Here is a 22,843-nt window from a genome sequence, read left to right as displayed (position 1 = left end):
GCCGCCAGCCTACGTAGGCCAGACTGGGGCCATGACTCCCACGACGGAGACCATGGTCGGGATCGGCGGCGCCGCGGAGAGCACCGACATGGTGCTCAACATCGGACCGCAGCATCCGTCCACCCACGGAGTGCTCCGGCTGAAGCTGGTCCTCGACGGTGAGCGCATCCAGCGCGCGGAGCCGGTGATCGGCTACATGCACCGGGGCGCGGAGAAGCTCTTCGAGGCCCGCGACTACCGCCAGATCATCATGCTGGCCAACCGCCACGACTGGCTCTCGGCGTTCTCCAACGAGCTGGGCGTGGTCCTCGCCGTCGAACGGATGCTCGGCATGGAGGTGCCCGTCCGCGCGGTGTGGACCCGCACCCTGCTCGCCGAGCTGAACCGGGTCCTCAACCATCTGATGTTCCTCGGCTCCTACCCCCTGGAGCTGGGCGGCATCACCCCGGTCTTCTACGCGTTCCGCGAACGCGAGGTCCTCCAGAACGTCATGGAGGAGGTCTCGGGCGGCCGGATGCACTACATGTTCAACCGGGTGGGCGGCCTCAAGGAGGACCTGCCCGCCGGATGGGCCTCCCGCGCGCGGGCCGCCGTCGCCGGGGTGCGTTCGCGCATGGACCGCTTCGACGACCTGGTCCTGGGCAACGAGATCTTCCGGGGCCGCACCCGCGGGGTCGGGACGCTTGCCCCGGACACCGCGCAGGCGTACGGCGTGAGCGGGCCCATCGCGCGGGCCTCGGGCGTCGACCTCGATCTGCGCCGCGACGAGCCGTATCTCGCCTACGGCGACCTCCAGGACGTTCTCCGGGTCGTGACCCGGACGGAGGGCGACTGCCTCGCCCGCTTCGAGTGCCTGCTCGACCAGACGCACAACGCCCTCGACCTCGCCGACGCCTGCCTGGACCGTCTCGCCGACCTCCCGCCCGGCCCGGTGAACCAGCGGCTGCCGAAGGTCCTCAAGGCGCCCGAGGGGCACACCTACGCCTGGACCGAGAACCCGCTCGGCATCAACGGCTACTACCTCGTCAGCAAGGGCGAGAAGACCCCGTACCGGCTCAAGCTGCGCTCGGCGTCGTACAACAACATCCAGGCCCTCACCGAACTGCTGCCGGGCACCCTGGTGGCGGACATGGTGGCCATCCTGGGGTCGATGTTCTTCGTCGTCGGGGACATCGACAAATAGGGCCCGGTTTCGGCAACGGCGCCGGTCCGGGGAGCAGCGCCCGCTCCGGAAGCAGTGCCCGTCCCGGAAGCAGTGCCGGTCCCGGCGGCAGGCGGGGCGCCCGTTCCGGAGGTCGGCGGCGCGCCCGTCCCGGTGGCCGGTGAGGCGCCCGCCCTGGGTGCTATCCGGCCGCCTCCCCCAGCGGGTCCGCGACACCACCCAGCGGGTCCGCGACACCACCCAACGGGTCCCCGACATGCCCCACCGGCGTCACCAGCCAGCCGAAGTCCCCGAGACCGCCCCCGGCGGTCAGCTCCGCGGCCTCTCCGGCGCTCGCCAGGGCCCGTACGTAGGCCGCGGGGTCCGTGGTCGCCAGGGTGAGCGGGGGACGCTCCCCGGTGACGCCCAGCGCCCGCAGGGCGGCGCGCTGGCTCAGGACCCGCCCCTGGTGCCCGGCGGCGTCCCGCGCGTGCGCCGCGCACGCGTCCAGCGCGACATGGGCCGTCACATCGCACGACCCGTCCGGTACCGGCGCCGTCCCGCGGCCCGCGCGGAAGCCGGTGAGGGTGCCGTAGGGCGGGCGGGAGTCCGCGGTGTGCGCGTAGTCCACCGCTACCGCGGCCCCGCGCGCGAGGCTCGCCACGGCGTCCGCCCAGGCCGTGTCCCGGGGCCGCCCGATCTCGGCGCGCAGCCCCTCGTCGGCCGGCAGCGGCCACCACCGCGCCAGCCATGCGGCGTCCGCCCCGCCCACCGGCCCGCCGAGCCGCTCGGTCCCGTCGTCGGCCACGAGGACCAGCCGGGCCACGCCCGAGCCGTCGACCTCGGCGACATCCACGGGCACGTTGTCCAGCCACTCGTTGGCGAACAGCAGCCCCGTCACCCCGCGCGGCGGCTCGGTGCGCCACTCGATCCGGGGGTCGAGGCCCCGGGGCCGGTCGGCGATGTCCACGCCGTACGCGCGCGTACGGGCGGCCACGTCCGGGGGGAGCGCGGCCAGCACCCCGGTGACCAGCTCGCCGCGGCCCGCCCCCATGTCGACGAAGTCCAGCACCTCGGGACGGCCCAGGGCCACGTCCAGGCGGCCCAGGAGCCGTGCCACCGCGCCCGCGAACAGCGGCGAGGCGTGCACGGACGTACGGAAGTGCCCGGCGGGACCGGGGCCCCCTGGGCGACGGTAGAAGCCGTGCGGGCCGTACAGGGCCTCCTGGGCGGCCTCCCGCCAGCCGCGCGGAGACGGTGGCGCCCCCGGAACCGGAGCGTGGAGGCCGCGGCGGCCGGAGCGGGGTACGGAATCGGCCGTATCGGCGCCCCTGGTGTCGTCCGTCACGTCGTCAGGCTATGCGCACCGGTGAGTGTGGCCTCCACCTTGGGGAGTATGCGGACGCGGTACGGATCGACCCTTCGGTTGACCCGGGCACACATCTCGTTTCCCTACGCTGGGTTACGTGCAGCGTCTCTACGACTTCATCCGCAGACACCCGACATGGGTCGACGGCTTCTGGGCCTTCGTACTGGTCGGTATCTCCGTGATGAGTTCGGTGGCCACCCAGGCCGAGACGGGGACAGACGCCCCCTGGCTGATCATTCCCGTCGCGCTGCTGCTGGGCGTCGTGGTCACCCTGCGCCGACGGCTGCCGGAGCAGATGCTGATCCTCGCCGTGGTCGTCGGCGTGGTGCAGCTCGTGCTGGATGTGTCGACCTCGGTCGCCGACTTCGCGATGCTGGTGATCGTCTACACGGTCGCGGCCAACGGCGCGCGCTGGGCGTCCCGGTTCGCGCTGGTCGGCGGTCTGTGCGCGGCGCCGATCGCGCAGGCCCGCTGGCCGATGGCCGAGACCAGCCCGGCGGGGAACGTGGCGGTGGCGGTGCTCCAGACGGTGCCGTTCGCGCTGGCCTGGGTGCTCGGCGACTCGCTGCGCACCCGCCGCGCCTACTTCGCCCAGTTGGAGGAGCGCGCCGCCCGGCTGGAGAAGGAGCGCGAGGCCCAGGCCAAGGTCGCCGTCGCCGCCGAGCGGGCCCGTATCGCGCGCGAGCTGCACGACGTGGTGGCGCACAACGTGTCGGTGATGGTGGTCCAGGCCGACGGCGCCGCCTATGTCCTGGACGCCGCGCCCGACCAGGCCAAGAAGGCCCTGGAGACCATCTCCTCCACCGGCCGCCAGGCCCTCGCCGAGATGCGCCGCCTGCTCGGCGTGCTGCGCACCGGAGAGCACCAGGAGAGCGGCGAGTACGTGCCCCAGCCGGACGTCCAGCAGATCGAGGACCTGGTGGAGCAGTGCCGTACGGCGGGACTGCCCGTCGACTTCAAGATCGAGGGCACGCCCCGCCCGCTGCCCAGCGGCGTCGAGCTGACCGCGTACCGGATCGTCCAGGAGGCGCTGACCAACACGCGCAAGCACGGCGGGCCCAACACGGGCGCGAGCGTCCGGCTGGTCTACTTCGACGACGGCCTCGGCCTGCTCGTCGAGGACGACGGCAAGGGCGCCCCGCACGAGCTGTACGAGGAGGGCGGCGTCGACGGGCAGGGGCACGGCCTGATCGGTATGCGCGAGCGCATCGGCATGGTCGGCGGCACCCTGGACGCCGGTCCCCGCCCTGGCGGAGGATTCCGCATCAGCGCCCTGCTCCCGCTCAAACCGGCGCACTGACGCCGCCGCCCGCCCGACGGTGCGTACGCACGACCCGACTGCGAGACCGATATGCAAGTCCGCTTGACGAATCCCATGGCAGTACCGCCCCACCCGGTCGAAGGAAACGGAAGAAGAGCCCGATGACGATCCGTGTGATGCTCGTCGACGATCAGGTGCTGCTGCGCACCGGATTCCGGATGGTGCTCGCCGCGCAGCCGGACATGTCGGTCGTCGCGGAGGCGGGGGACGGCGTCGAGGCGCTCCAGGTGCTGAGCGACACGGAGGTGGACGTCGTCCTCATGGACGTCCGGATGCCGAAGCTGGACGGTGTGGAGACGACCCGCCGGATCTGCTCCGACCCCCATCCGCCCAAGGTGCTCATCCTGACCACCTTCGACCTCGACGAGTACGCCTTCTCCGGCCTCAAGGCGGGCGCCTCCGGCTTCATGCTCAAGGATGTGCCGCCGGGCGAGCTGCTGGCCGCGATCCGCTCCGTGCACAGCGGGGACGCCGTGGTGGCCCCGTCGACCACGCGCCGCCTCCTGGACCGGTTCGCCCCCATGCTGCCCAGCACCGGCGCCCAGCCCGAGCACAAGGAACTGGAGCGCCTCACCGGCCGGGAGCGCGAGGTGATGGTGCTGGTCGCGCAGGGGCTGTCCAACGGGGAGATCGCGGCGCGGCTGGTCCTGTCCGAGGCGACCGTGAAGACCCATGTCGGGCGCATCCTCACCAAGCTGGGGCTGCGGGACCGGGTGCAGGTGGTGGTCCTGGCGTACGAGACGGGGCTGGTGCGGGCCGGCGGGCAGGGGTGATCCGGCGCCGGGCGGGTCCGGGGACCGGGGCCCACCGTGGGGAGCGGGCGGGCCAGCCTGTCGGGGACATGGCTGACTGCCGCCCGGCGCGCCGGTAGGGTCTGCGCATGCTCCTGTGGATCAACGGCCCCTTCGGGGGCGGCAAGACACAGACCGCACACGAGATACGGCGCCGCCTGCCCGGCAGCGTGATCTGCGATCCCGAACTCCCCGGCTTCGGCCTGCGCCGGATGCTCCCGCCCGAACTGCGCGGCGACTTCCAGGACCTCGCCGCCTGGCGGCAGGGTGTCGTCGAGGTCCTCGACCTCGCCCTCACCAAGCACGACGGCGTGGTGATCGCGCCCATGACGATCACCGACTCCGGCTACTTCACCGAGACCGTCGGACGGCTGCGCGACCTCGGTCACGACGTCCAGCACTTCACACTGCTGGCCCGGCGCGAGACCGTGCTGAAGCGGCTGCGCGAACGCGGGCTCGGGCAGGTGATCCGGTTCGTCGCCGGGAAGAAGGCGACGCCCGGGCGGGAGAGCTGGGCCGAGCGGCAGGTGGATCACTGTCTGGAACGCCTGGCGGAGCCGGAGTTCGCCGAGCACTTGTGGACGGACGACACGACCGTCCCCAAGACCGCGGACCGGATCGCCGTCCTCGCGGGGCTGAAGCTGCGCCCCAACACGGAGGGCGCCCTGCGGACCAGGCTGCGTCAGGCGGGGGTCGGGGTGAGGCACATCCGGCTGGACTGAGGGGCGGGTCGTGCCGGGCGGGGCTTCGGGGGGTGGGGCTGAGTCGGCCTGGTGGCCTCGGGCCGGGCCTGGGTTGGTCCTGAGCGGGGTATCGGAGGCTCGGTGCGTTGCGCGGGGGCCCGGAGGGACTGGGGTGTCCTGCGTGGGGCGAGTGGGGCCACTGACCGGCTCGGGGCGCCTTGCACGGGGCCTCACAGGGCGGTGCGTGTCATCCGGGCGCCGCTCCCGGCTCCCTCCCGGCGCCGCTCCAGATATCCATCCCGGCACCGCTTCCGACACCCCTCCCGGTCTCAGCGCCCGTCGCGGGGGGAGGCCCAGGAGGTGGCGTCAGGGGCTTCCCCCTGGGCCTCGTCAGCGGAGCACCCCCTCCAGGAAGTCGCTCCCCAGCCGGGCCACCACCGCCACATCGAGCTGGTGCAGCACATAGCGCCCGCGGCGCCGGGTCGTCACCAGCCCCGCCTTCTTGAGCACGCCCAGATGCCGGGATATCTCCGGCGCGGTCATGCCGTGGGTCTGCGCCAGCTCCGTCGTCGTGTACGCGCTGCGGGCCAGATGACGGCAGATGCGCATCCGCACGGGGTGCGACAGCGCCGTCATCCGCAGGGCCAGCTCCTCCACCGAGGGCGGGCGGACCGGCTCCGGGGCGCTGACCGGGTAGTGCAGCAGGGGCTGCCAGCCCTGGCGGTGCAGCACATTCAGATGCGGTCGGCCCAGGCTGGTCGGGACGAGCAGCAGCCGTCCGCTGGCGGCGATCCGGCCCTCGATCAGCTTGTCCACCACCACCTCCCCGGCCCGCTCGTCGAACCGCACCGCGGGGGACACCGCCGCCAGCGCCTCGGCGAGGCCCTTGCGCCGCAGCAGCTCCGTCTTGTGCCGGGCGTCGGCCGCGAGCTGCGGGCGCAGCTTGCCCCAGATCCCGGCGAAGAACGCCTCGTCGCAGTCCTCCAGGAAGCGGCGCAGCCAGGCCCGGACACTGGGCGGGTCGTCCAGCAGCCGCTCGGTGAAGCGGAGCTGGCGCTGCCCGCGCGAGGCGGCCACCCCGAGCGCCCGCGCGTGTCCCTCGCGGCTCGCCAGGTAGTTCGGCGGCTGGAGGTCGTACTGGAGGGTGCAGGTGAACTCCAGGGCCGCGTCCACGAACTGCTCGTCCGTCAGCTTGTCCAGGAGGTCCAGCTCCTCGGCGAGCGTCCCGCCCGGCAGCACCTCGCCCGGGAGCCCGGCGGACGGCATGAACACATCGGAGTACGTCGACCGCCACAGGAAGTCCGCCTCGCACATACGGTCGGCCACATGCGGGTCCAGCCCCGCCGTCACGCCCGTGGCCCAGCCGCGCAGGCCCGGGTGGTGGCCCGGCTCCGCCAGCACATGCAGCGCCATGCACAGCTCGGCCAGGGGGGAGGGCACGACGGAGATCCCCTCCGGCCGCAGCCCCGTCATGTCGATGCGCACGCTCATTCCCCCATGGTGCACCCGCCCACTGACAACGCCCCCGACCAGCGGGTTTACCGATGAACGAGAGATGTCGCCCGATTGACGAGGCTGGTCAATCGGGGCGACTTCCGGCGCGCGGGGAAGCAGCCTGGGAGGCCCTGAGGCCCTGAGGCCCTGAGGCCCTGAGGCCCTGAGGCCCTGCGGCGGTCGCGGCGGAGGTCGGCACGGTGGCCCCGCGGGAACCGACCCCTCACGGAACGGAAGGCGAACCAACGGCCATGAGCAGCACGCAGCAGTACCTCCTCGACACCTACCGCGCCGCCCAGCACGGCGAGCCCGTGCCGCCCGCGCCCGGCACGCACGACGCGCGCGTGGTCCGCGAGATCCGCACCTACCGGCGGTTCCGCGCGGTCCTCGCCGGGCGCCCGGCGGACGGCCTGCTGCGCCGACTCCTCACCGCCGCCGTCACCACGCCCTCGCGGCGCCGCCGCGACGCCCACTCCGCGTGCTGAGCGCGCGGGCGCGATGCCACCCTCACCGGCCGTAGCCGAGCCGCCGACCCTGACCGCGCCGCACCAGCCCTGACACCGCGACCAGCCCTGACACCGCGCCGCACCAGCCCCCACCGCGCCGCCCCGGCCCCGCCGCGCCCCACCGGCCCTAACCCCGCCCGGCGGTCTCCTCCCGCAGGATCGCCACGAACCCGGCGACCGCCGTCCGCACATCCGCCGGCGTCCACTCCAGCCCCTCCGCGCGGACCTCGATCTCGGTGACGGCCAGACCGGGGCCGGGCGCGTCCCAGGACCGGCCGAACAGCAAGGTGCGGGTCTCCTCGGCATGGCGCAGGGCGGCCTCCGCGACGAGGTCGGCGTCATGGGGCAGCCAGAGCTGGAACTCGTGGGTGTGCGGCACCTCGGGGTGCACCCGGAACCAGGGCAGCCCCGCCGCCGTGAACCCCTCGCGCAGTGCGGCGGCGACCACGCGCGCGTGCCGGACGTACTCCGGCAGCCGGGGCAGCTCGCGCTCCAGCCCGGCCAGCGCCGTGAGCACCGTCGGGAACTGCTGGAAGACCAGCCCGCCGTACCGGTGCCGCCAGCTCCTGGCCTGCTCCACGAACGGCTCCGGACCGGCCATCGCGGCGCCGCCGAGGCCGTTGAGGGACTTGTAGAACGACACGTAGACGCTGTCCGCGAGGCCCGCGATCTCCGGCAGCGGGCGGCCGAAGTGCTCGGTCGTCTCCCACAGGCGCGCGCCGTCGAAATGCACCACCGCCTCGCGCTCCCGCGCCGCCCCGACGATCTCCGTCAGCTCGTCGAACGTGGGCAGGACGAAACCGGCGTCCCGGAGCGGCAGCTCCAGCATCAGCGCCCCGAAGGGCTCCTCGAAGTCCCGCACCTCGGCGGCGGTCGGCAGCCGTGGCTCACGGGTCAGCCGGACCGGACGCAATCCGCTGACCTCGCTGAAGGCGTTGCGCTCATGCACCTCGGGATGGGCCAGCGCGTGCAGGGCGACGGTCCGGTCGCCGGTGCGCGACGCCCAGCAGCGCAGCGCGATCTGCTGCGCCATCGTGCCGGTCGGGAAGAACGCGGCGGCCTCCGTGCCGAGCAGCCCGGCGACCTTCTCCTCCAGGGCGGCCACGATGCCGTTGCCGTACAGGTCGACGGGCTGGTCGAGGTCGTACAGGTCCCCGACGTCGTCCAGGACCGCGAGCCGGTCGCGGAGCGAGCTGAGCAGGGTGGAGCGCCCGAGGCGGCGCCGGGCGCCCCGGTGGGCGTGCCTGCGGCGCTCGAAGCGGCGGAGACGGCGGGCTTCGGCGGAGTCGGAGTCGGGGACGGAGCCGGGGTCCGGGTCCTGGTCGCCGTCCGGGGCCGGGGGAGCTGTCGGGTCCAGGTCGGCTGTCGGGGCCGGCCCCTGCCCTGACGCCGGCTCCGGCCCAGCCCCTGGTTCCGACTCAGGCCCTCGCCCCGGTCCGTCGGGGTCGGGATCCGGTCCGTCGGGATCGACCGGATCCCCATCCCCAGGGGCCCGCACCCCCTGCGCCTCCCGCCCGGCGCCCCTGGCCCTTTCCGCTGCGTCCCGCTCCCCATCACTCATGCCCGGGATCATCTCCCGCCCCCCGCGCGCGGGCACCCGCTTTTGCCGCGCGCCCCTCCAGCGCGGCCACCCTCCCCGCGGGGAGCGCCCACCCTTCGGCCCCCGCTTCGCGGGCAGCGCCCTACTTTGCGGGCACCCTCCCCGCAGGCAGCGCCCCACCCTTCGAGCACCCTCCCCGCGGGTGCCGCTGCCGCCTTCCCCACTCCCACCCACACCCTGTGGACAACCGGAACCGGACACCCCCGGAACCAATCGCGTTAACATGACGAGAAATCGTCCGGTACCCGGAGCGGACTGGAACGGGAAGGCCGCAGTCGCGTGAGTACAGTTCACCAGCCAGATCCCAGGGACCGCCCCGCGCGGCTCGCCGTGGGGGTGGTCGGCGCCGGGCGGGTGGGGCCCGCGCTCGCCCTGTCGCTGCAACTCGCCGGGCACCGCCCCGTCGCCGTCTCCGGGGTCTCCGACGCCTCCCGGCGACGCGCCGCCGAACTGCTGCCGGACGTGCCGGTGGTAGCGCCCGCCGAGGTGCTCGGGCGGTCCGACCTGGTGCTGCTGACGGTGCCCGACGACGCGCTGCCCGGCCTGGTCTCCGGCCTCGCCGAGACCGGCGCCGTACGCCCCGGGCAGCTCCTCGTGCACACCTCCGGCCGGTACGGGGCGCGGGTACTGGACCCCGCCCTGCGCGCGGGCGCGCTGCCCATCGCCCTGCACCCCGCGATGACCTTCACGGGCACCCGGGTGGACGTCCAGCGCCTGGCGGGCTGCTCGTTCGGCGTCACCGCGCCCGAGGAACTGCGGATGGCCGCCGAGGCCCTCGTCATCGAGATGGGCGGCGAACCGGAGTGGATCACCGAGGAGAGCCGCCCGCTCTACCACGCGGCGCTCGCGCTGGGCGCCAATCACCTGGTCACCCTGGTCGCGCAGTCCATGGAGCTGCTGCGCGCGGCCGGGGTCGGCGCGCCCGACCGGATGCTCGGCCCGCTCCTGGGCGCCGCCCTGGACAACGCCCTGCGCTCCGGTGACGCGGCGCTGACCGGGCCGGTCGCGCGCGGGGACGCGGGCACGGTCGCCGCCCACATCGGGGAACTGCGCCGGCACTCCCCGGCGACGGTCGCCGGGTATCTGGCGATGGCGCGGGCCACCGCCGACCGGGCGCTCGCCCAAGGGCTGCTGAAGCCGGAGCTGGCCGAGGACCTGCTCGGCGTGCTCGCCGAGGGGACCCCCGGCGCCGAGGGCACCCGCGGTGCCGAAGGAGACGCCCGATGACCACCACCCTGCTGCGGACCGCCGCCGAACTCCACGCCCGCGCGCGTGGAGGGCACCGGGCGGTTGTGATGACCATGGGTGCCCTGCACGAGGGCCACGCCACCCTGATCCGGTCCGCGCGGACGGCGGCCGGACCGGACGGCGAGGTCGTGGTGACCGTCTTCGTCAATCCGCTCCAGTTCGGCGCGGGCGAGGACCTGGAGCGCTATCCGCGCACCCTGGAGGCCGATCTCAAGGTCGCCGAGCAGGCGGGCGCGGACGTGGTCCTCGCGCCGGCCGTGGACGAGGTCTACCCGGGCGGCGAGCCGCAGGTGCGGATCAGCGCGGGCCCCATGGGGGAGCGCCTGGAGGGCGCCGCGCGTCCCGGGCACTTCGACGGGATGCTCACCGTCGTCGCCAAACTGCTCCACCTCACCCGCCCGGACACGGCGCTGTTCGGGCAGAAGGACGCCCAGCAGCTCGCCCTGATCCGCCGCATGGTGCGGGACCTGAACTTCGGGGTGGACATCCGCGCGGTGCCCACCGTCCGCGAGGACGACGGGCTCGCCCTGTCCAGCCGCAACCGGTTCCTGTCGGACCGGGAGCGGCGTACGGCGCTGGCGCTGTCCCAGGCGCTGTTCGCGGGCGGCGACCGGCACGCGGCGCAGGAGGCGCTGCGCGCGCGGGCCCGCGAGGTACCCGCCACCCGCGCGCGGGCGGAGGCGCTCAGCGCGCTCGGCGAGTCCCGCGCGGCGGCCGACGCGCACGCCGTCGCCAAGGCGGCCCCCGGCTCACCGGCCGCCGTCCGCGCGGCGGCCCGCCTGGTGCTGGACGAGGCCGCCCGGCTGACCCCGCCCCTGGAGCTGGACTACCTGGCGCTGGTCGACCCGGCCGACTTCACCGAGATCGGGGACGGCTTCACGGGCGAGGCCGTGCTCGCCGTCGCCGCGCGCGTGGGCGCGACCCGGCTGATCGACAACCTGCCCCTGACCTTCGGAGCCGCCCCGTGACCAGCGCCAGCACGGACACCGACACCCCCACCGGCATACGGCTGCACGCGCCCGCCCCGGGCTGGTCGATCGCCGCGGACGTCGTGGTCGTCGGCTCCGGCGTCGCCGGGCTCACCGCCGCCCTGCGCTGTGAGGCTGAGGGCCTGAGGACCGTCGTCGTCACCAAGGCACGGCTCGACGACGGCTCCACCCGCTGGGCCCAGGGCGGTATCGCGGCGGCCCTGGGCGACGGCGACACGCCCGAGCAGCATCTGGAGGACACCCTGGTCGCGGGCGCGGGCCTGTGCGACGAGGACGCCGTCCGCATCCTCGTCACCGAGGGCCCCGACGCCGTACGGCGGCTGATCGCGACCGGCGCGCACTTCGACGAGTCGGCCGAGGGCGGTCTGGAACTGACCCGGGAGGGCGGCCACCACCGCCGCCGGATCGCGCACGCGGGCGGCGACGCCACCGGCGCGGAGATCTCCCGCGCCCTGGTGGAGGCGGCCCGCGCGCGGGGCGTCCGCACGATCGAGAACGCGCTCGTCCTGGACCTTCTGACGGACGCGGAGGGCCGTACGGCGGGTGTCACCCTCCACGTCATGGGCGAGGGCCAGCACGACGGCGTGGGAGCCGTGCACGCGCCCGCGGTGGTGCTCGCCACCGGCGGCATGGGCCAGGTCTTCTCCGCCACCACCAACCCGTCCGTGTCCACCGGCGACGGTGTCGCCCTCGCCCTGCGCGCGGGAGCCGAGGTCAGCGATCTGGAGTTCGTCCAGTTCCACCCCACCGTGCTCTTCCTCGGCGCGGACGCGGAGGGCCAGCAGCCGCTGGTCTCCGAGGCGGTACGGGGCGAGGGCGCCCACTTGGTGGACGCCGACGGGGTGCGCTTCATGGTCGGGCAGCACGAGCTGGCCGAGCTGGCGCCCCGGGACATCGTGGCCAAGGGCATCATGCGGCGGATGCAGGAGCAGGATGCCGAGCACATGTTCCTCGACGCCACACATTTCGGCGCCGCCATGTGGGAGCACCGCTTCCCGACCATCCTGGCCGCCTGCCGGGCGCACGGCATCGACCCGGTGCACCGCCCCATCCCGATCGCCCCGGCCGCCCACTACGCCTCCGGCGGCGTCCGCACCGACGCGCGGGGCCGGACGACCGTGAGCGGGCTCTACGCGTGTGGGGAGGTCGCCTGCACGGGCGTGCACGGCGCGAACCGGCTCGCCTCCAACTCGCTCCTGGAGGGCCTGGTCTACGCCGAGCGCATCGCCGCCGACATCGCCGCCCGCCGCGACCGCGACCGGCTGCCCGCGCGCGTGCCGCGCCCGCTGCCGTACCCCGAGGTTCCCGAGCATCCGCTGCTCGCCCCGGAGGACCGTTTCGCCATCCAGCGGATCATGACCGACGGCGCGGGTGTGCTGCGCTCCGCCGCCTCCCTGGAGCGGGCCGCCGGACAGCTCCGGCGGCTGCACCGGGACGCGCGCGAGGCCCTCGCCGAGAACGGCAAGACCGCCGAGCCCGGCGTCGACACCTGGGAGGCCACCAACCTGCTGTGCGTGGCCCGTGTCCTGGCCGCCGCCGCCCGGCTGCGCGAGGAAACCCGGGGCTGCCACTGGCGCGAGGACCGCGCCGACCGCGACGACCCGGCGTGGCGCCGCCACATCGTCGTACGGCTGAATCCTGACCGCACGCTCGCGGTGCGCACCACCGATACCGCAGACTTCCCCCCGACCCGCCAGCACCGGCCTTCCCAGGAGCAGTGAGCCCAGTGAGCACCCCCGACCTCCCCCTCGCCCAAGCAGGCGGCTGCGGCGACGGCTGCGCCTGCGGCGCCGACGAGGAATACCCCGAGTGCGGTCTGGACCCCGCGCTCGCCGAGCTGCTGGCCGCCGCCGGGCTCGACCCGCTGGAGGTCGAGGACATCGCCCATGTGGCCGTCCAGGAGGACCTGGCGGGCGGTGTGGACGTCACCACGGTCGCGACCATCCCCGAGGAGGCCGTCGCCACCGCCGACTTCGTCGCGCGCGAGGCGGGCGTCGTGGCGGGCCTCAGGGTCGCCGAGGCGGTGATCTCGGTGGTCTGCGCCGACGAGTTCGAGGTCGAGCGGCACGCCGAGGACGGCGACCGGGTCGAGGCCGGGCAGCCGCTGCTGTCGGTCACCACCCGCACCCGCGACCTGCTGACCGCCGAGCGCAGCGCGCTCAACCTGCTGTGCCGCCTGTCCGGCATCGCCACCGCCACGCGCGCGTGGGCCGACGTTCTGGACGGAACCCGCGCCAAGGTCCGCGACACGCGCAAGACGACCCCCGGGCTGCGCTCCCTGGAGAAGTTCGCGGTGCGCTGCGGCGGGGGCGTCAACCACCGTATGTCGCTCTCGGACGCGGCCCTGGTCAAGGACAACCACGTGGTCGCCGCCGGGGGCGTGGAGCAGGCCTTCAAGGCCGTCCGGGAGGCGTTCCCGGACGTGGCGGTCGAGGTGGAGGTCGACACCCTGCACCAACTGCGCGAGGTGCTCGACGCGGGCGCCGACCTGATCCTGCTGGACAACTTCACGCCCGGCGAGTGCGAGGAGGCCGTGGCCCTGGTCGACGGCCGCGCCGCCCTGGAGGCGTCCGGCCGGCTCACCCTGGACAACGCCAGGGCCTACGCGGACACCGGCGTCGACTACCTGGCCGTGGGGGCGCTCACGCACTCCGCCCCGATCCTGGACATCGGCCTCGACCTGCGCGCGGCGCAGTAGGGGGCGGGACGGCCATGCTGCTGACGATCGACGTAGGCAACACGCACACGGTGCTCGGCCTGTTCGACGGCGAGGACATCGTCGAGCACTGGCGCATCTCCACGGACGCCCGCCGCACCGCGGACGAGCTGGCGGTGCTCCTCCAGGGCCTGATGGGCATGCACCCGCTGCTCGGCGACGAACTGGGCGACGGCATCGACGGCATCGCCATCTGCGCCACGGTCCCCTCCGTGCTGCACGAACTGCGCGAGGTGACCCGCCGCTACTACGGCGACGTACCGGCCGTCCTGGTCGAACCCGGTGTCAAGACCGGTGTCCCGATTCTCACCGACAACCCCAAGGAGGTCGGCGCCGACCGGATCATCAACGCGGTCGCCGCGGTCGAGCTGTACGGCGGCCCGGCGATCGTCGTGGACTTCGGCACGGCGACGACGTTCGACGCGGTCAGCGCGCGCGGGGAGTACATCGGCGGGGTCATCGCGCCCGGCATCGAGATCTCCGTCGAGGCGCTCGGGGTGCGCGGCGCGCAGCTCCGCAAGATCGAGGTGGCCCGCCCGCGGAGCGTGATCGGCAAGAACACGGTCGAGGCCATGCAGGCGGGCATCATCTTCGGCTTCGCCGGCCAGGTCGACGGCGTGGTCAACCGCATGGCCCGCGAACTGGCCGACGACCCCGAGGACGTCACCGTCATCGCCACCGGCGGACTGGCCCCCTTGGTCCTCGGCGAGTCCTCGGTCATCGACGAGCACGAGCCCTGGCTGACCCTGATCGGCCTGCGCATGGTCTACGAACGCAACGTCTCGCGGATGTAGGAACGGGGTGCCCCGCGCGGGGCGCTCACCGGGCGAGGGCCCGGTCGCTCGGCGGGCACCGGCCCCTGTGCGCGTGGTGGGGTGCTCGTTCGCTCGGAGGCAGGGGCGGGTCCTTGCCACGTAGCGGACCCCCCGCGGGCGGCGGGGGCGCTCATTCCACCGGGGACCTGGGCGGTGCCCGCGGCGCAGTCGGCCCCGCGAGGGTGTCGCCCCTCCCGTGCGCGGCAAGGGTGCTCGCTCCTTCCCTCGGGCGTCCCGGGTGGGTCGCTGTCGCACAAGGGGCCAGCGCGGGGCAGGGGTGGCTTGCCCAAAGGGTGCCCAGCCTGGGTCGCTGTCGTGCGTGCGGGCCCGTGCGGGGGCCATTCCTCTGTGGCCGGGGCGGGTGCCCGCGCCAACGGGCCTCTCGCAGGGGTTCCCGCTGGGCAGTGGGCCCCGCGTGGGTGACTTCCTCTCCGGGTCCGTCCTCCCCGGTGCTCCCCAGGGGTGGGCTTGGTTCGGGTCCCCGCCGTAGCGGGGTCCCGGCGCCCGTTCAGCCCCTCCGGCGCGTGGCGCGTGTGCGCGCCTCCGACGGGCGCCCCGTGCGGGTCCTTGCCCACGCGCAGCCCGTGCGTGCGTCCACTGCTCGTGCCTCGCGCAGCGACTGACCCGGCGGGCGCCCCACGCGGGTCCCGCCCCGCCCAGGGTCGGCACAAACGCCCCCCGCCGACGCCCCCGCGGGTGCCTGCCCCGCATCGATCGGGGCGCCCGGTAGCGCGGCGCGCTCAGGGGCAGGCCCAGGGGCCACCCCACCCCACCCCACCCCACCCCACCCCACCCCTCCGCACCCCCTGTGGGTGCCTCCCGGCGAACCGCCCGGCACAGGTGTCCACGCCAGCGGACGCCCCGCACAGGCGCCCACAGCCGAGGATGCCCCGCGAGGGCCCCTACCCCCCAAAGTTCTCCACCCCAAAGCCCCCACCTCCACACCAAAGCCCCCCCACCCCCCTACCCCCACCCGGGTATCTCGCCCACGCCACACCCACCCCCTGTGTCGAGTTTGTCTGATTAGTGCGTATCTTTGGGATATGCCCACGCCTTACGGATCCCGTGGCGGCATGGCGTTCGGCGGGGAGGAGTTGCGCGTGATCCGGCGCGCGCTCGCCCTCGCCCTGGAACCCGGCCGCGCCTCGGACGAGGACGTTCAGGACTGTCTCCGGCTCGCCGAGTCGCTCGACGAGGCGACGCGTGAGGCCGCGCGGCTGAGAGCCTTCCTCGTGGCCGACCTCGCGCGCTACCGAGCCGCGCTCCCCGGCACCGCCGGCGGCTATCTGACGCTCCTGGAGGAGGTCCTGGCCGCCGGGTACCGCCCGGTCGCCGACGATCTCGCCGCCCTGCGCGCCCTGCGCGGCAACCCGGCCGCCGCAGCCCTCCTCGACCGCTGCCAGACCCTCGCGGAACGGGATGTCCGCACCCGCCTGGCACGCCGTACGGCGCTGCGCACGGGCCGCCCGGACCTCCCGGCCGTCCCGGTCTCCCGGGTCCGTCTGACGGCCCTTCCCGGCGGTCTGGCGGACGACGGCGGACAGCTCGCCGAGCCCGGCCGCAAGCCCGCCGAGAAGCAGCCCGCCGACAAACCGGCCCGACCGCCCGCGAAGCGCCCCGAGCAGCCCGCCCCGCAGCCCGCGCGGCGCCCCATCCCCACCCCGGGCGAGGTCTTCCCGCGCCGCAAGCCCCCGCAGCCGCCCTCGGGCCCGCCCCAGCAGTTGGCCGCCGGCTGACACAGCCCCCGCAGTGCCCCGCGCGCGAGGGGCACGCCCGAATGCGCAATGTGTGCCGGATGGCCGTCCGTACAGCGCCCCCGCGCGTGGGGCGCGCCCCGGCCCCGGCGTCCCCCTGCCCCCGCCCCGGGCGCCCGGCGGCCCACGTCTACCCTTGAGCCATGGACTACGTCTCCGCGCTGCTGCCCCCGGCCGTGATGGCCGTCTTCTTCATCGGTGTGATCCGCGTGATCGTGAAGACGCAGGGCGGCACCCAGAAGGCCAAGGAGGACGCGGCCGTCGACGCCGCCTTCGCGCGCGCGAGGGGCGTTCAGCAGCCGTCGTCCACCGCGCGGGCCACGGCCGACGACTGACCGGCGCCCGGCACGGACGACTGATCGGCGTCTCACACACCGGTACCCCGCGCCCGGAGGGCCGTCCGCCCGACCTTGGTCCGATTTGCCCACGTTTTTTGTAAAGACGCACGTCCAGCACGTCATCACCGAGATCTCCCACTATTGTGCTGAGTTGTGCCTCGCCCATTGGGAGAACTCGAAGACGCCGTCATGACCCGGGTGTGGAAGTGGAACCGCCCGGTGACCGTTCGAGAAGTCCTGGAAGACCTTCAGCAGGGGCGGTCCATCGCCTACACCACGGTGATGACCGTTTTGGACAATCTCCATCAGAAGGGCTGGGTCCGCCGCGAGGCGGAAGGCCGGGCCTATCGATATGAGGCGGTCTCCACCAGGGCCGCCTACGCCGCCGCCCTGATGAACGACGCATGGGCGCAGAGCGACAACCCGGCCGCGGCTCTCGTCGCCTTCTTCGGCATGATGAGCGAGGAACAGCGCCACGCCCTCGCCGATGCCGTACGCATCGTCCAGGGACCGGAATCACCGCAAGAACCGGAACCCGGGCAAGTCGCCACCGAGAACACCGGGGAGAAGCCCGCCGAGAACCCGGCCGAGAAGCCCGGTGAGAACCCCGGCGCGGCGCCGCAGGACGGCGGGCGATAGCGTCCGTTCATGTCCGCACAGAGCGCAGAGAGCCCCGAAGTCACCGCTAAAGCCATCACCGTCCGGCGGGCCCGGACCAGCGATGTGCCCTCGGTGCGCGCACTACTGGACGCGTACGCCCGCGACCGCATCCTCCTCGACAAAGCGACGGTGACCCTTTACGAGGACATCCAGGAGTTCTGGGTCGCGGAACGCGACGACAACGCCGAGGTCGTCGGCTGCGGCGCGCTGCACGTGATGTGGGAAGACCTCGCGGAAGTCCGCACTCTCGCGGTGAAGCCCGGACTCAAGGGCGCCGGTGTCGGCCATCAGTTGCTGGAGAAGTTGGTGGACACCGCGCGCTGGCTGGGCGTTCGGCGCGTTTTCTGTCTCACCTTCGAAGTGGACTTCTTCAGCGCCCACGGCTTCGTGGAGATCGGTGAGACACCGGTCGACACCGATGTCTACGCGGAGCTGTTGCGTTCTTACGACGAGGGCGTCGCGGAGTTCCTCGGTCTCGAACGAGTGAAACCGAACACCTTGGGCAACAGCCGGATGCTGCTGCATCTGTGATCGGCGCGGCATATTCCGCCGGAGCCCCATGCCCAGGTTCCCTATGTCCGAAACGCGCACGTTTCATGGCCGCCGCCGCCCTGTGGGTCTCTCCCAGGGGTTTGTGTTTTTCCAGCAAAAGCGGTTTGCTTTCCGACGTACTGCGTAGTGCATATAACAGGGGAGCGGCGAAACGGCGGACGCCGCAGACCCCGGCCCTCACGTTATCGATGAAAGGAAATCCGGTGGCACAGAAGGTTCAGGTCCTTCTTGTCGACGACCTCGACGGCGGCGAGGCGGACGAGACCGTGACGTTCGCTCTGGACGGCAAGACCTACGAGATCGATCTCACGACGGCCAATGCGGACAAGCTGCGCGGCCTTCTTGATCCGTATGTGAAGGGCGGTCGGCGTACCGGTGGCCGTGCTTCGGGTGGACGTGGAAAGGCGCGCGCCGCTTCCGGTGGCAGCCAGGACACCGCGGCCATCCGCGCCTGGGCGAAGGAGAACGGTTACGAGGTCAACGACCGCGGCCGTGTCCCGGCGACCATTCGCGAGGCTTACGAGAAGGCCAACGCCTGAGCGCACGGGCGCCGCAATCGGATGCGGTGGCAGTGAGCGGCCACCGTGTCCACGACGCGCACGAGATCGGGGGCGCCCCCACCGCCCCCCATGGCCGACAGGGTCGGCAGCGAGGACTCGACCTCGCCCCCCGGCTCGGGGGGCCGCAGCCATACGGCGGCCCCCTGCAAGGGCTCGGGACCGCACGGGGACTCCGTATCGCACGCGGACACCGCCCCGCAGAGGGACTCTGCACCGCACCGGGCTACCGCACCGCATCCGGGCCCCGGCCCGCCCCGACCCTCCCCGCGTGAGCACCCTGGCCCGCACCGGCGGCCCGCGCCCCGCGAGGACCCCGATCCCCACCGGCTGTCCTCCCCGCGCGAAGGCCCCGGCCCGCACCCGGACCCCGATCCCCACCGGCAGTCCTCCCCCCGCGAAGGCCCCGGCCCGCACCCGGACCCCGGTTCACACCGGCAGTCCTCCCACCGCGAAAGCCCCGGCCCGGACCCCGATCCGCACCGGCAGCGCTCGCCCCCCGGGGCACCCTCACCGCCGACACACCTCCGCCCGGCCGGCAGCGGTACCAGCGCCGACACCGGTTCAGACACCGGCACCGGCACCGGAGCCGTCATCACCCCACCCGCCCCGATCGCCACCAGATCCAGCCCCGCGGCCAGCGCCCCCCACTCCAGCCAGTCCAGCACCCCCGGCAGCTCCTCCGCGGACCCCGCGGCCACCAGCAGCCGCATCCGGACCCCCCGCGCGGCACACCCCCGGCCGTCGACGGGACACCCCCGTCCGTCGACAAGGCCCCCCTCCATCTCAGCCCCACCCCGCCCGCCCCCGGTATTCGCCAGGGCCACCGGCGAACCGGGCGCGAGATGACGCAGCGCCGCCCGCCCCGCCTCGGCCGGCACATCCAGGACGTCGAACCGCTGGCCCACCCGAAGTCGGGGCGGGGATCCGGGCACGGTCGGCCAGCCCAGTTCGTTCTCATACCAGCGCCGCACATCCCGGCAGGAGGCCGCGTCCCACCGCCGTACATCCCGGCAGGCCGCGCCGAGCGGGCTGCGGGGGCCGCGGGGGCCGGGGACTGTGGCGTACGGGGGAGGGGCGCCAGCCATGCCAGCAGCAACCGGTTCCCGGACGGTGGAGTTACGCTGAGTGTGTGTACGAATGCGGAGAGTGGTGAAAGTGAAGGTGTGCGGGGGTGCGGGGTGGCGCAAGGTTGTTCGCCCGTAGCGGAGGGAACCAGGGGGTGCGGCATGGACTGTCAGTGGCGGAGGGTAAGACATGCCTAGTGGGAGGGGGCGACACGCAGAAAAGGCCGTCTCGCGTTCGCCATGGGCGTACAGATGGCAGGGGTAACTGCCTGGCCTGCGGGAACATCGTCTCGCACCATCAGGTTGGAGCAGTTGTCGTCATTCGGGGTCAGGAGGCAGACGTGGTTCTCGGTCCGGTGTCGGCAGTTGGAATGAGCGGTCCCCGCTTGCGGGACTAAGCTGCGGAAGGACAGGGAGGGGAAGTTCCCCCCACTGCCTGACCGCTCTGAGGAGCGATTAACGATGTTCGAGAGGTTCACCGACCGCGCGCGGCGGGTTGTCGTCCTGGCTCAGGAAGAAGCCCGGATGCTCAACCACAACTACATCGGCACCGAGCACATCCTCCTGGGCCTGATCCACGAGGGTGAGGGTGTCGCCGCAAAGGCCCTGGAGAGCCTCGGCATTTCGCTTGAGGCGGTCCGTCAGCAGGTGGAGGAGATCATCGGTCAGGGCCAGCAGGCCCCGTCCGGGCACATCCCCTTCACTCCTCGTGCCAAGAAGGTCCTGGAGCTGTCGCTCCGCGAGGCCCTTCAGTTGGGCCACAACTACATCGGCACGGAGCACATCCTGCTCGGCCTGATCCGCGAGGGCGAGGGCGTCGCCGCCCAGGTCCTGGTCAAGCTGGGTGCCGATCTCAACCGTGTCCGCCAGCAGGTCATCCAACTGCTGTCGGGCTACCAGGGCAAGGAGACCGCCACCGCCGGCGGCCCGGCGGAGGGCACGCCCTCCACGTCCCTGGTCCTCGACCAGTTCGGCCGGAACCTCACCCAGGCCGCCCGCGAATCCAAGCTCGACCCGGTCATCGGGCGCGAGAAGGAGATCGAGCGGGTCATGCAGGTGCTGTCCCGCCGTACCAAGAACAACCCGGTCCTGATCGGTGAGCCCGGCGTCGGCAAGACCGCCGTCGTCGAGGGCCTCGCCCAGGCCATCGTCAAGGGCGAGGTGCCCGAGACCCTCAAGGACAAGCACCTCTACACCCTGGACCTCGGCGCCCTGGTCGCCGGCTCCCGCTACCGCGGTGACTTCGAGGAGCGCCTGAAGAAGGTCCTCAAGGAGATCCGCACCCGCGGGGACATCATCCTGTTCATCGACGAGCTGCACACGCTGGTCGGTGCGGGTGCCGCCGAGGGCGCCATCGACGCCGCCTCCATCCTGAAGCCGATGCTGGCCCGCGGTGAGCTCCAGACCATCGGCGCCACCACCCTGGACGAGTACCGCAAGCACCTGGAGAAGGACGCGGCCCTGGAGCGCCGCTTCCAGCCCATCCAGGTCGCCGAGCCGTCCCTGTCGCACACCATCGAGATCCTCAAGGGCCTGCGCGACCGCTACGAGGCCCACCACCGGGTCTCCATCACGGACGAGGCGCTGGTCCAGGCCGCCACCCTGGCCGACCGGTACATCTCGGACCGCTTCCTGCCGGACAAGGCGATCGACCTGATCGACGAGGCCGGTTCCCGGATGCGCATCCGCCGGATGACCGCGCCGCCGGACCTGCGCGAGTTCGACGAGAAGATCGCCGGCGTCCGCCGCGACAAGGAGTCCGCGATCGACTCGCAGGACTTCGAGAAGGCCGCCTCCCTGCGCGACAAGGAGAAGCAGCTCCTCGCCGCGAAGGCCAAGCGCGAGAAGGAGTGGAAGGCCGGCGACATGGACGTCGTGGCCGAGGTCGACGGCGAGCTGATCGCCGAGGTCCTCTCCACGGCCACCGGCATCCCGGTCTTCGAGCTGACCGAGGAGGAGTCCAGCCGCCTGCTCCGCATGGAGGAGGAGCTGCACAAGCGGGTCATCGGCCAGGTCGACGCCGTCAAGGCGCTGTCGAAGGCGATCCGCCGTACGCGCGCGGGCCTCAAGGACCCGAAGCGCCCCGGTGGCTCGTTCATCTTCGCGGGCCCGTCCGGTGTCGGTAAGACCGAGCTGTCCAAGGCGCTCGCCGAGTTCCTCTTCGGCGACGAGGACGCGCTGATCTCCCTCGACATGTCCGAGTTCAGCGAGAAGCACACGGTCTCGCGGCTCTTCGGTTCGCCCCCCGGCTACGTGGGCTACGAAGAGGGCGGCCAGCTCACCGAGAAGGTCCGCCGCAAGCCGTTCTCCGTCGTCCTCTTCGACGAGGTGGAGAAGGCCCACCCGGACATCTTCAACTCGCTGCTCCAGATCCTGGAGGACGGTCGCCTGACCGACTCCCAGGGCCGGGTCGTGGACTTCAAGAACACGGTCATCATCATGACGACCAACCTCGGCACCCGGGACATCTCCAAGGGCTTCAACCTGGGCTTCGCCGCCCAGGGCGACACGAAGACCAACTACGAGCGCATGAAGAACAAGGTCCAGGACGAGCTGAAGCAGCACTTCCGGCCCGAGTTCCTCAACCGCGTCGACGACGTCGTCGTCTTCCCGCAGCTCACCCAGGAGAACATCCTCCAGATCGTCGACCTGATGATCGGCAAGGTGGACGAGCGCCTCAAGGACCGGGACATGGGCCTGGAGCTGTCCCAGTCCGCGAAGGAACTGCTGTCGCAGAAGGGGTACGACCCCGTGCTGGGCGCCCGGCCGCTGCGCCGGACCATCCAGCGCGAGATCGAGGACTCCCTGTCGGAGAAGATCCTCTTCGGCGAGCTGCGCCCCGGCCACATCGTGGTCGTGGACACGGAGGGCGAGGGCGAGAGCAAGACCTTCACCTTCCGCGGCGAGGAGAAGTCCGCGCTCCCCGACGCCCCGCCCATCGAGCAGGCGGCCGGCGGCGCCGGACCGAATCTGAGCAAGGAGGCGTGACGATCACGCCGTGAGAGAGGGGAAAGGGCCGGTGCCTTCGGGCACCGGCCCTTTCCTTGTGCGCGGGCGCGGGAGGGCTACTGGCCCCTTGTGCGTGGGTGGGCCAGTGGCTTGGTGCGCGGGAGAGGAGGGCCACCGCTCGTCGCCCCTCGTTTCCGCCCGACTGCCCGACTGCCCGACTGCCCGACTGCCCGACTGCCCGACTGCCCGACTGCCCGACTGCCCGACTGCCCGACTGCCCGACTGCCCGACTG

19 protein-coding genes and 2 pseudogenes are annotated in these 22,843 nt (G+C 73.0%); 16 read left to right on the top strand and 5 right to left on the bottom strand.

The features are described from left to right. Positions 1-31 precede the first annotated feature (31 nt). Positions 32-1,183, top strand: a complete 1,152-nt coding sequence (locus AB0O01_RS19975) for an NADH-quinone oxidoreductase subunit D (RefSeq protein ID WP_365315036.1) — start codon at positions 32-34, stop codon at positions 1,181-1,183. Positions 1,184-1,343: 160 nt separating this feature from the next. Here AB0O01_RS19975 and AB0O01_RS19970 read toward each other — a convergent pair whose 3' ends face one another. Next, positions 1,344-2,360, bottom strand: a complete 1,017-nt coding sequence (locus tag AB0O01_RS19970) for an SAM-dependent methyltransferase (protein ID WP_365315463.1) — start codon at positions 2,358-2,360, stop codon at positions 1,344-1,346. A gap of 247 nt (positions 2,361-2,607) precedes the next feature. Between AB0O01_RS19970 and AB0O01_RS19965 the strand changes: the two genes are divergently transcribed. From AB0O01_RS19965 to AB0O01_RS19955, 3 genes are all read left to right on the top strand, one after another. Beyond that, complete coding sequence (locus AB0O01_RS19965) at positions 2,608-3,810, top strand: sensor histidine kinase (RefSeq protein ID WP_365315034.1); 1,203 nt, start codon at positions 2,608-2,610, stop codon at positions 3,808-3,810. A gap of 122 nt (positions 3,811-3,932) precedes the next feature. After that, on the top strand, positions 3,933-4,604 hold the full coding sequence (locus AB0O01_RS19960) for a response regulator transcription factor (RefSeq protein ID WP_365315032.1): 672 nt from the start codon (positions 3,933-3,935) through the stop codon (positions 4,602-4,604). A 107-nt stretch (positions 4,605-4,711) separates the two neighbouring features. Then, positions 4,712-5,344, top strand: a complete 633-nt coding sequence (locus AB0O01_RS19955) for an AAA family ATPase (protein WP_365315030.1) — start codon at positions 4,712-4,714, stop codon at positions 5,342-5,344. 351 nt (positions 5,345-5,695) lie between these two features. On the opposite strand, the gene AB0O01_RS19950 is transcribed toward AB0O01_RS19955, so the two are convergent. Continuing rightward, positions 5,696-6,796: a DUF5937 family protein gene (locus AB0O01_RS19950; protein WP_365315028.1), complete on the bottom strand. Its 1,101-nt coding sequence runs from the start codon at positions 6,794-6,796 to the stop codon at positions 5,696-5,698. 254 nt (positions 6,797-7,050) lie between these two features. Here AB0O01_RS19950 and AB0O01_RS19945 point away from each other — a divergent pair, with 254 nt between their 5' ends. Next, positions 7,051-7,284 carry a hypothetical protein gene (locus AB0O01_RS19945; RefSeq protein ID WP_365315026.1) on the top strand — a complete coding sequence of 78 codons (234 nt, stop codon included), beginning with the start codon at positions 7,051-7,053 and terminating at the stop codon, positions 7,282-7,284. Positions 7,285-7,432: 148 nt separating this feature from the next. On the opposite strand, the gene AB0O01_RS19940 is transcribed toward AB0O01_RS19945, so the two are convergent. Then, positions 7,433-8,866 (bottom strand): beta-eliminating lyase-related protein, encoded by a 1,434-nt coding sequence (locus AB0O01_RS19940; protein ID WP_365315024.1) that lies wholly within the window; start codon positions 8,864-8,866, stop codon positions 7,433-7,435. 318 nt (positions 8,867-9,184) lie between these two features. Between AB0O01_RS19940 and AB0O01_RS19935 the strand changes: the two genes are divergently transcribed. The 10 genes from AB0O01_RS19935 (at position 9,185) to AB0O01_RS19890 (ending at position 18,516) form a co-directional block, all read left to right on the top strand. After that, positions 9,185-10,132, top strand: a complete 948-nt coding sequence (locus tag AB0O01_RS19935; protein WP_365315022.1) for a DUF2520 domain-containing protein — start codon at positions 9,185-9,187, stop codon at positions 10,130-10,132. Beyond that, positions 10,129-11,121, top strand: a complete 993-nt coding sequence (panC, locus tag AB0O01_RS19930) for a pantoate--beta-alanine ligase (RefSeq protein WP_365315020.1) — start codon at positions 10,129-10,131, stop codon at positions 11,119-11,121. The genes AB0O01_RS19935 and panC overlap by 4 nt, the downstream gene beginning before the upstream one ends. Next, a complete protein-coding gene (locus AB0O01_RS19925) occupies positions 11,118-12,863 on the top strand; it encodes an L-aspartate oxidase (RefSeq protein ID WP_365315018.1) in 1,746 nt (581 codons plus the stop codon). The genes panC and AB0O01_RS19925 overlap by 4 nt, the downstream gene beginning before the upstream one ends. A gap of 5 nt (positions 12,864-12,868) precedes the next feature. Next, entirely contained in the window at positions 12,869-13,840 is a 972-nt protein-coding gene (gene nadC, locus AB0O01_RS19920) for a carboxylating nicotinate-nucleotide diphosphorylase (RefSeq protein ID WP_365315017.1), read from the top strand. A gap of 14 nt (positions 13,841-13,854) precedes the next feature. After that, a complete protein-coding gene (locus tag AB0O01_RS19915) occupies positions 13,855-14,652 on the top strand; it encodes a type III pantothenate kinase (protein WP_365315015.1) in 798 nt (265 codons plus the stop codon). A 1,094-nt stretch (positions 14,653-15,746) separates the two neighbouring features. Beyond that, positions 15,747-16,409, top strand: a complete 663-nt coding sequence (locus AB0O01_RS19910; protein WP_365315461.1) for a hypothetical protein — start codon at positions 15,747-15,749, stop codon at positions 16,407-16,409. A 161-nt stretch (positions 16,410-16,570) separates the two neighbouring features. Then, positions 16,571-16,762, top strand: a complete 192-nt coding sequence (locus AB0O01_RS19905) for a hypothetical protein (protein ID WP_365315013.1) — start codon at positions 16,571-16,573, stop codon at positions 16,760-16,762. A gap of 156 nt (positions 16,763-16,918) precedes the next feature. Continuing rightward, positions 16,919-17,404 carry a BlaI/MecI/CopY family transcriptional regulator gene (locus AB0O01_RS19900; protein WP_365315011.1) on the top strand — a complete coding sequence of 162 codons (486 nt, stop codon included), beginning with the start codon at positions 16,919-16,921 and terminating at the stop codon, positions 17,402-17,404. A gap of 9 nt (positions 17,405-17,413) precedes the next feature. After that, entirely contained in the window at positions 17,414-17,956 is a 543-nt protein-coding gene (locus tag AB0O01_RS19895; RefSeq protein WP_355745093.1) for an amino-acid N-acetyltransferase, read from the top strand. Positions 17,957-18,180: 224 nt separating this feature from the next. Next, positions 18,181-18,516 (top strand): Lsr2 family protein, encoded by a 336-nt coding sequence (locus AB0O01_RS19890; RefSeq protein WP_355745090.1) that lies wholly within the window; start codon positions 18,181-18,183, stop codon positions 18,514-18,516. Here the strand turns inward: AB0O01_RS19890 and AB0O01_RS19885 are convergent. Both AB0O01_RS19885 and AB0O01_RS19880 read right to left on the bottom strand, forming a co-directional pair. Beyond that, positions 18,495-18,683, bottom strand: a pseudogene (locus AB0O01_RS19885) (hypothetical protein); the annotation flags it as partial. The gene AB0O01_RS19890 and the pseudogene AB0O01_RS19885 overlap by 22 nt on opposite strands. 429 nt (positions 18,684-19,112) lie before the next feature. Next, positions 19,113-19,622, bottom strand: a pseudogene (locus AB0O01_RS19880) (hypothetical protein); the annotation flags it as partial. A 441-nt stretch (positions 19,623-20,063) separates the two neighbouring features. Here AB0O01_RS19880 and AB0O01_RS19875 point away from each other — a divergent pair. Then, a complete protein-coding gene (locus AB0O01_RS19875) occupies positions 20,064-22,589 on the top strand; it encodes an ATP-dependent Clp protease ATP-binding subunit (protein WP_355745088.1) in 2,526 nt (841 codons plus the stop codon). Positions 22,590-22,843 lie beyond the last annotated feature (254 nt).

This window comes from Streptomyces sp. NPDC093252, assembly GCF_040683675.1.
Classification (GTDB): Bacteria; Actinomycetota; Actinomycetes; order Streptomycetales; family Streptomycetaceae; genus Streptomyces.
This window is presented reverse-complemented; position numbering and strand designations above follow the sequence as displayed.

Excerpts from the sequence above, each read along its gene's own strand:
- AB0O01_RS19910 (WP_365315461.1), top strand. The coding sequence starts at position 15,747 with ATGGCGTTCGGCGGGGAGGAGTTGCGCGTGATCCGGCGCGCGCTCGCC.
- AB0O01_RS19955 (WP_365315030.1), top strand. The coding sequence starts at position 4,712 with ATGCTCCTGTGGATCAACGGCCCCTTCGGGGGCGGCAAGACACAGACC.
- AB0O01_RS19905 (WP_365315013.1), top strand. The coding sequence starts at position 16,571 with ATGGACTACGTCTCCGCGCTGCTGCCCCCGGCCGTGATGGCCGTCTTC.
- AB0O01_RS19915 (WP_365315015.1), top strand. The coding sequence starts at position 13,855 with ATGCTGCTGACGATCGACGTAGGCAACACGCACACGGTGCTCGGCCTG.
- AB0O01_RS19945 (WP_365315026.1), top strand. The coding sequence starts at position 7,051 with ATGAGCAGCACGCAGCAGTACCTCCTCGACACCTACCGCGCCGCCCAG.
- AB0O01_RS19940 (WP_365315024.1), bottom strand. The coding sequence starts at position 8,866 with ATGAGTGATGGGGAGCGGGACGCAGCGGAAAGGGCCAGGGGCGCCGGG.
- panC (WP_365315020.1), top strand. The coding sequence starts at position 10,129 with ATGACCACCACCCTGCTGCGGACCGCCGCCGAACTCCACGCCCGCGCG.
- AB0O01_RS19975 (WP_365315036.1), top strand. The coding sequence starts at position 32 with ATGACTCCCACGACGGAGACCATGGTCGGGATCGGCGGCGCCGCGGAG.
- AB0O01_RS19960 (WP_365315032.1), top strand. The coding sequence starts at position 3,933 with ATGACGATCCGTGTGATGCTCGTCGACGATCAGGTGCTGCTGCGCACC.
- AB0O01_RS19875 (WP_355745088.1), top strand. The coding sequence starts at position 20,064 with ATGTTCGAGAGGTTCACCGACCGCGCGCGGCGGGTTGTCGTCCTGGCT.
- AB0O01_RS19895 (WP_355745093.1), top strand. The coding sequence starts at position 17,414 with ATGTCCGCACAGAGCGCAGAGAGCCCCGAAGTCACCGCTAAAGCCATC.
- AB0O01_RS19950 (WP_365315028.1), bottom strand. The coding sequence starts at position 6,796 with ATGAGCGTGCGCATCGACATGACGGGGCTGCGGCCGGAGGGGATCTCC.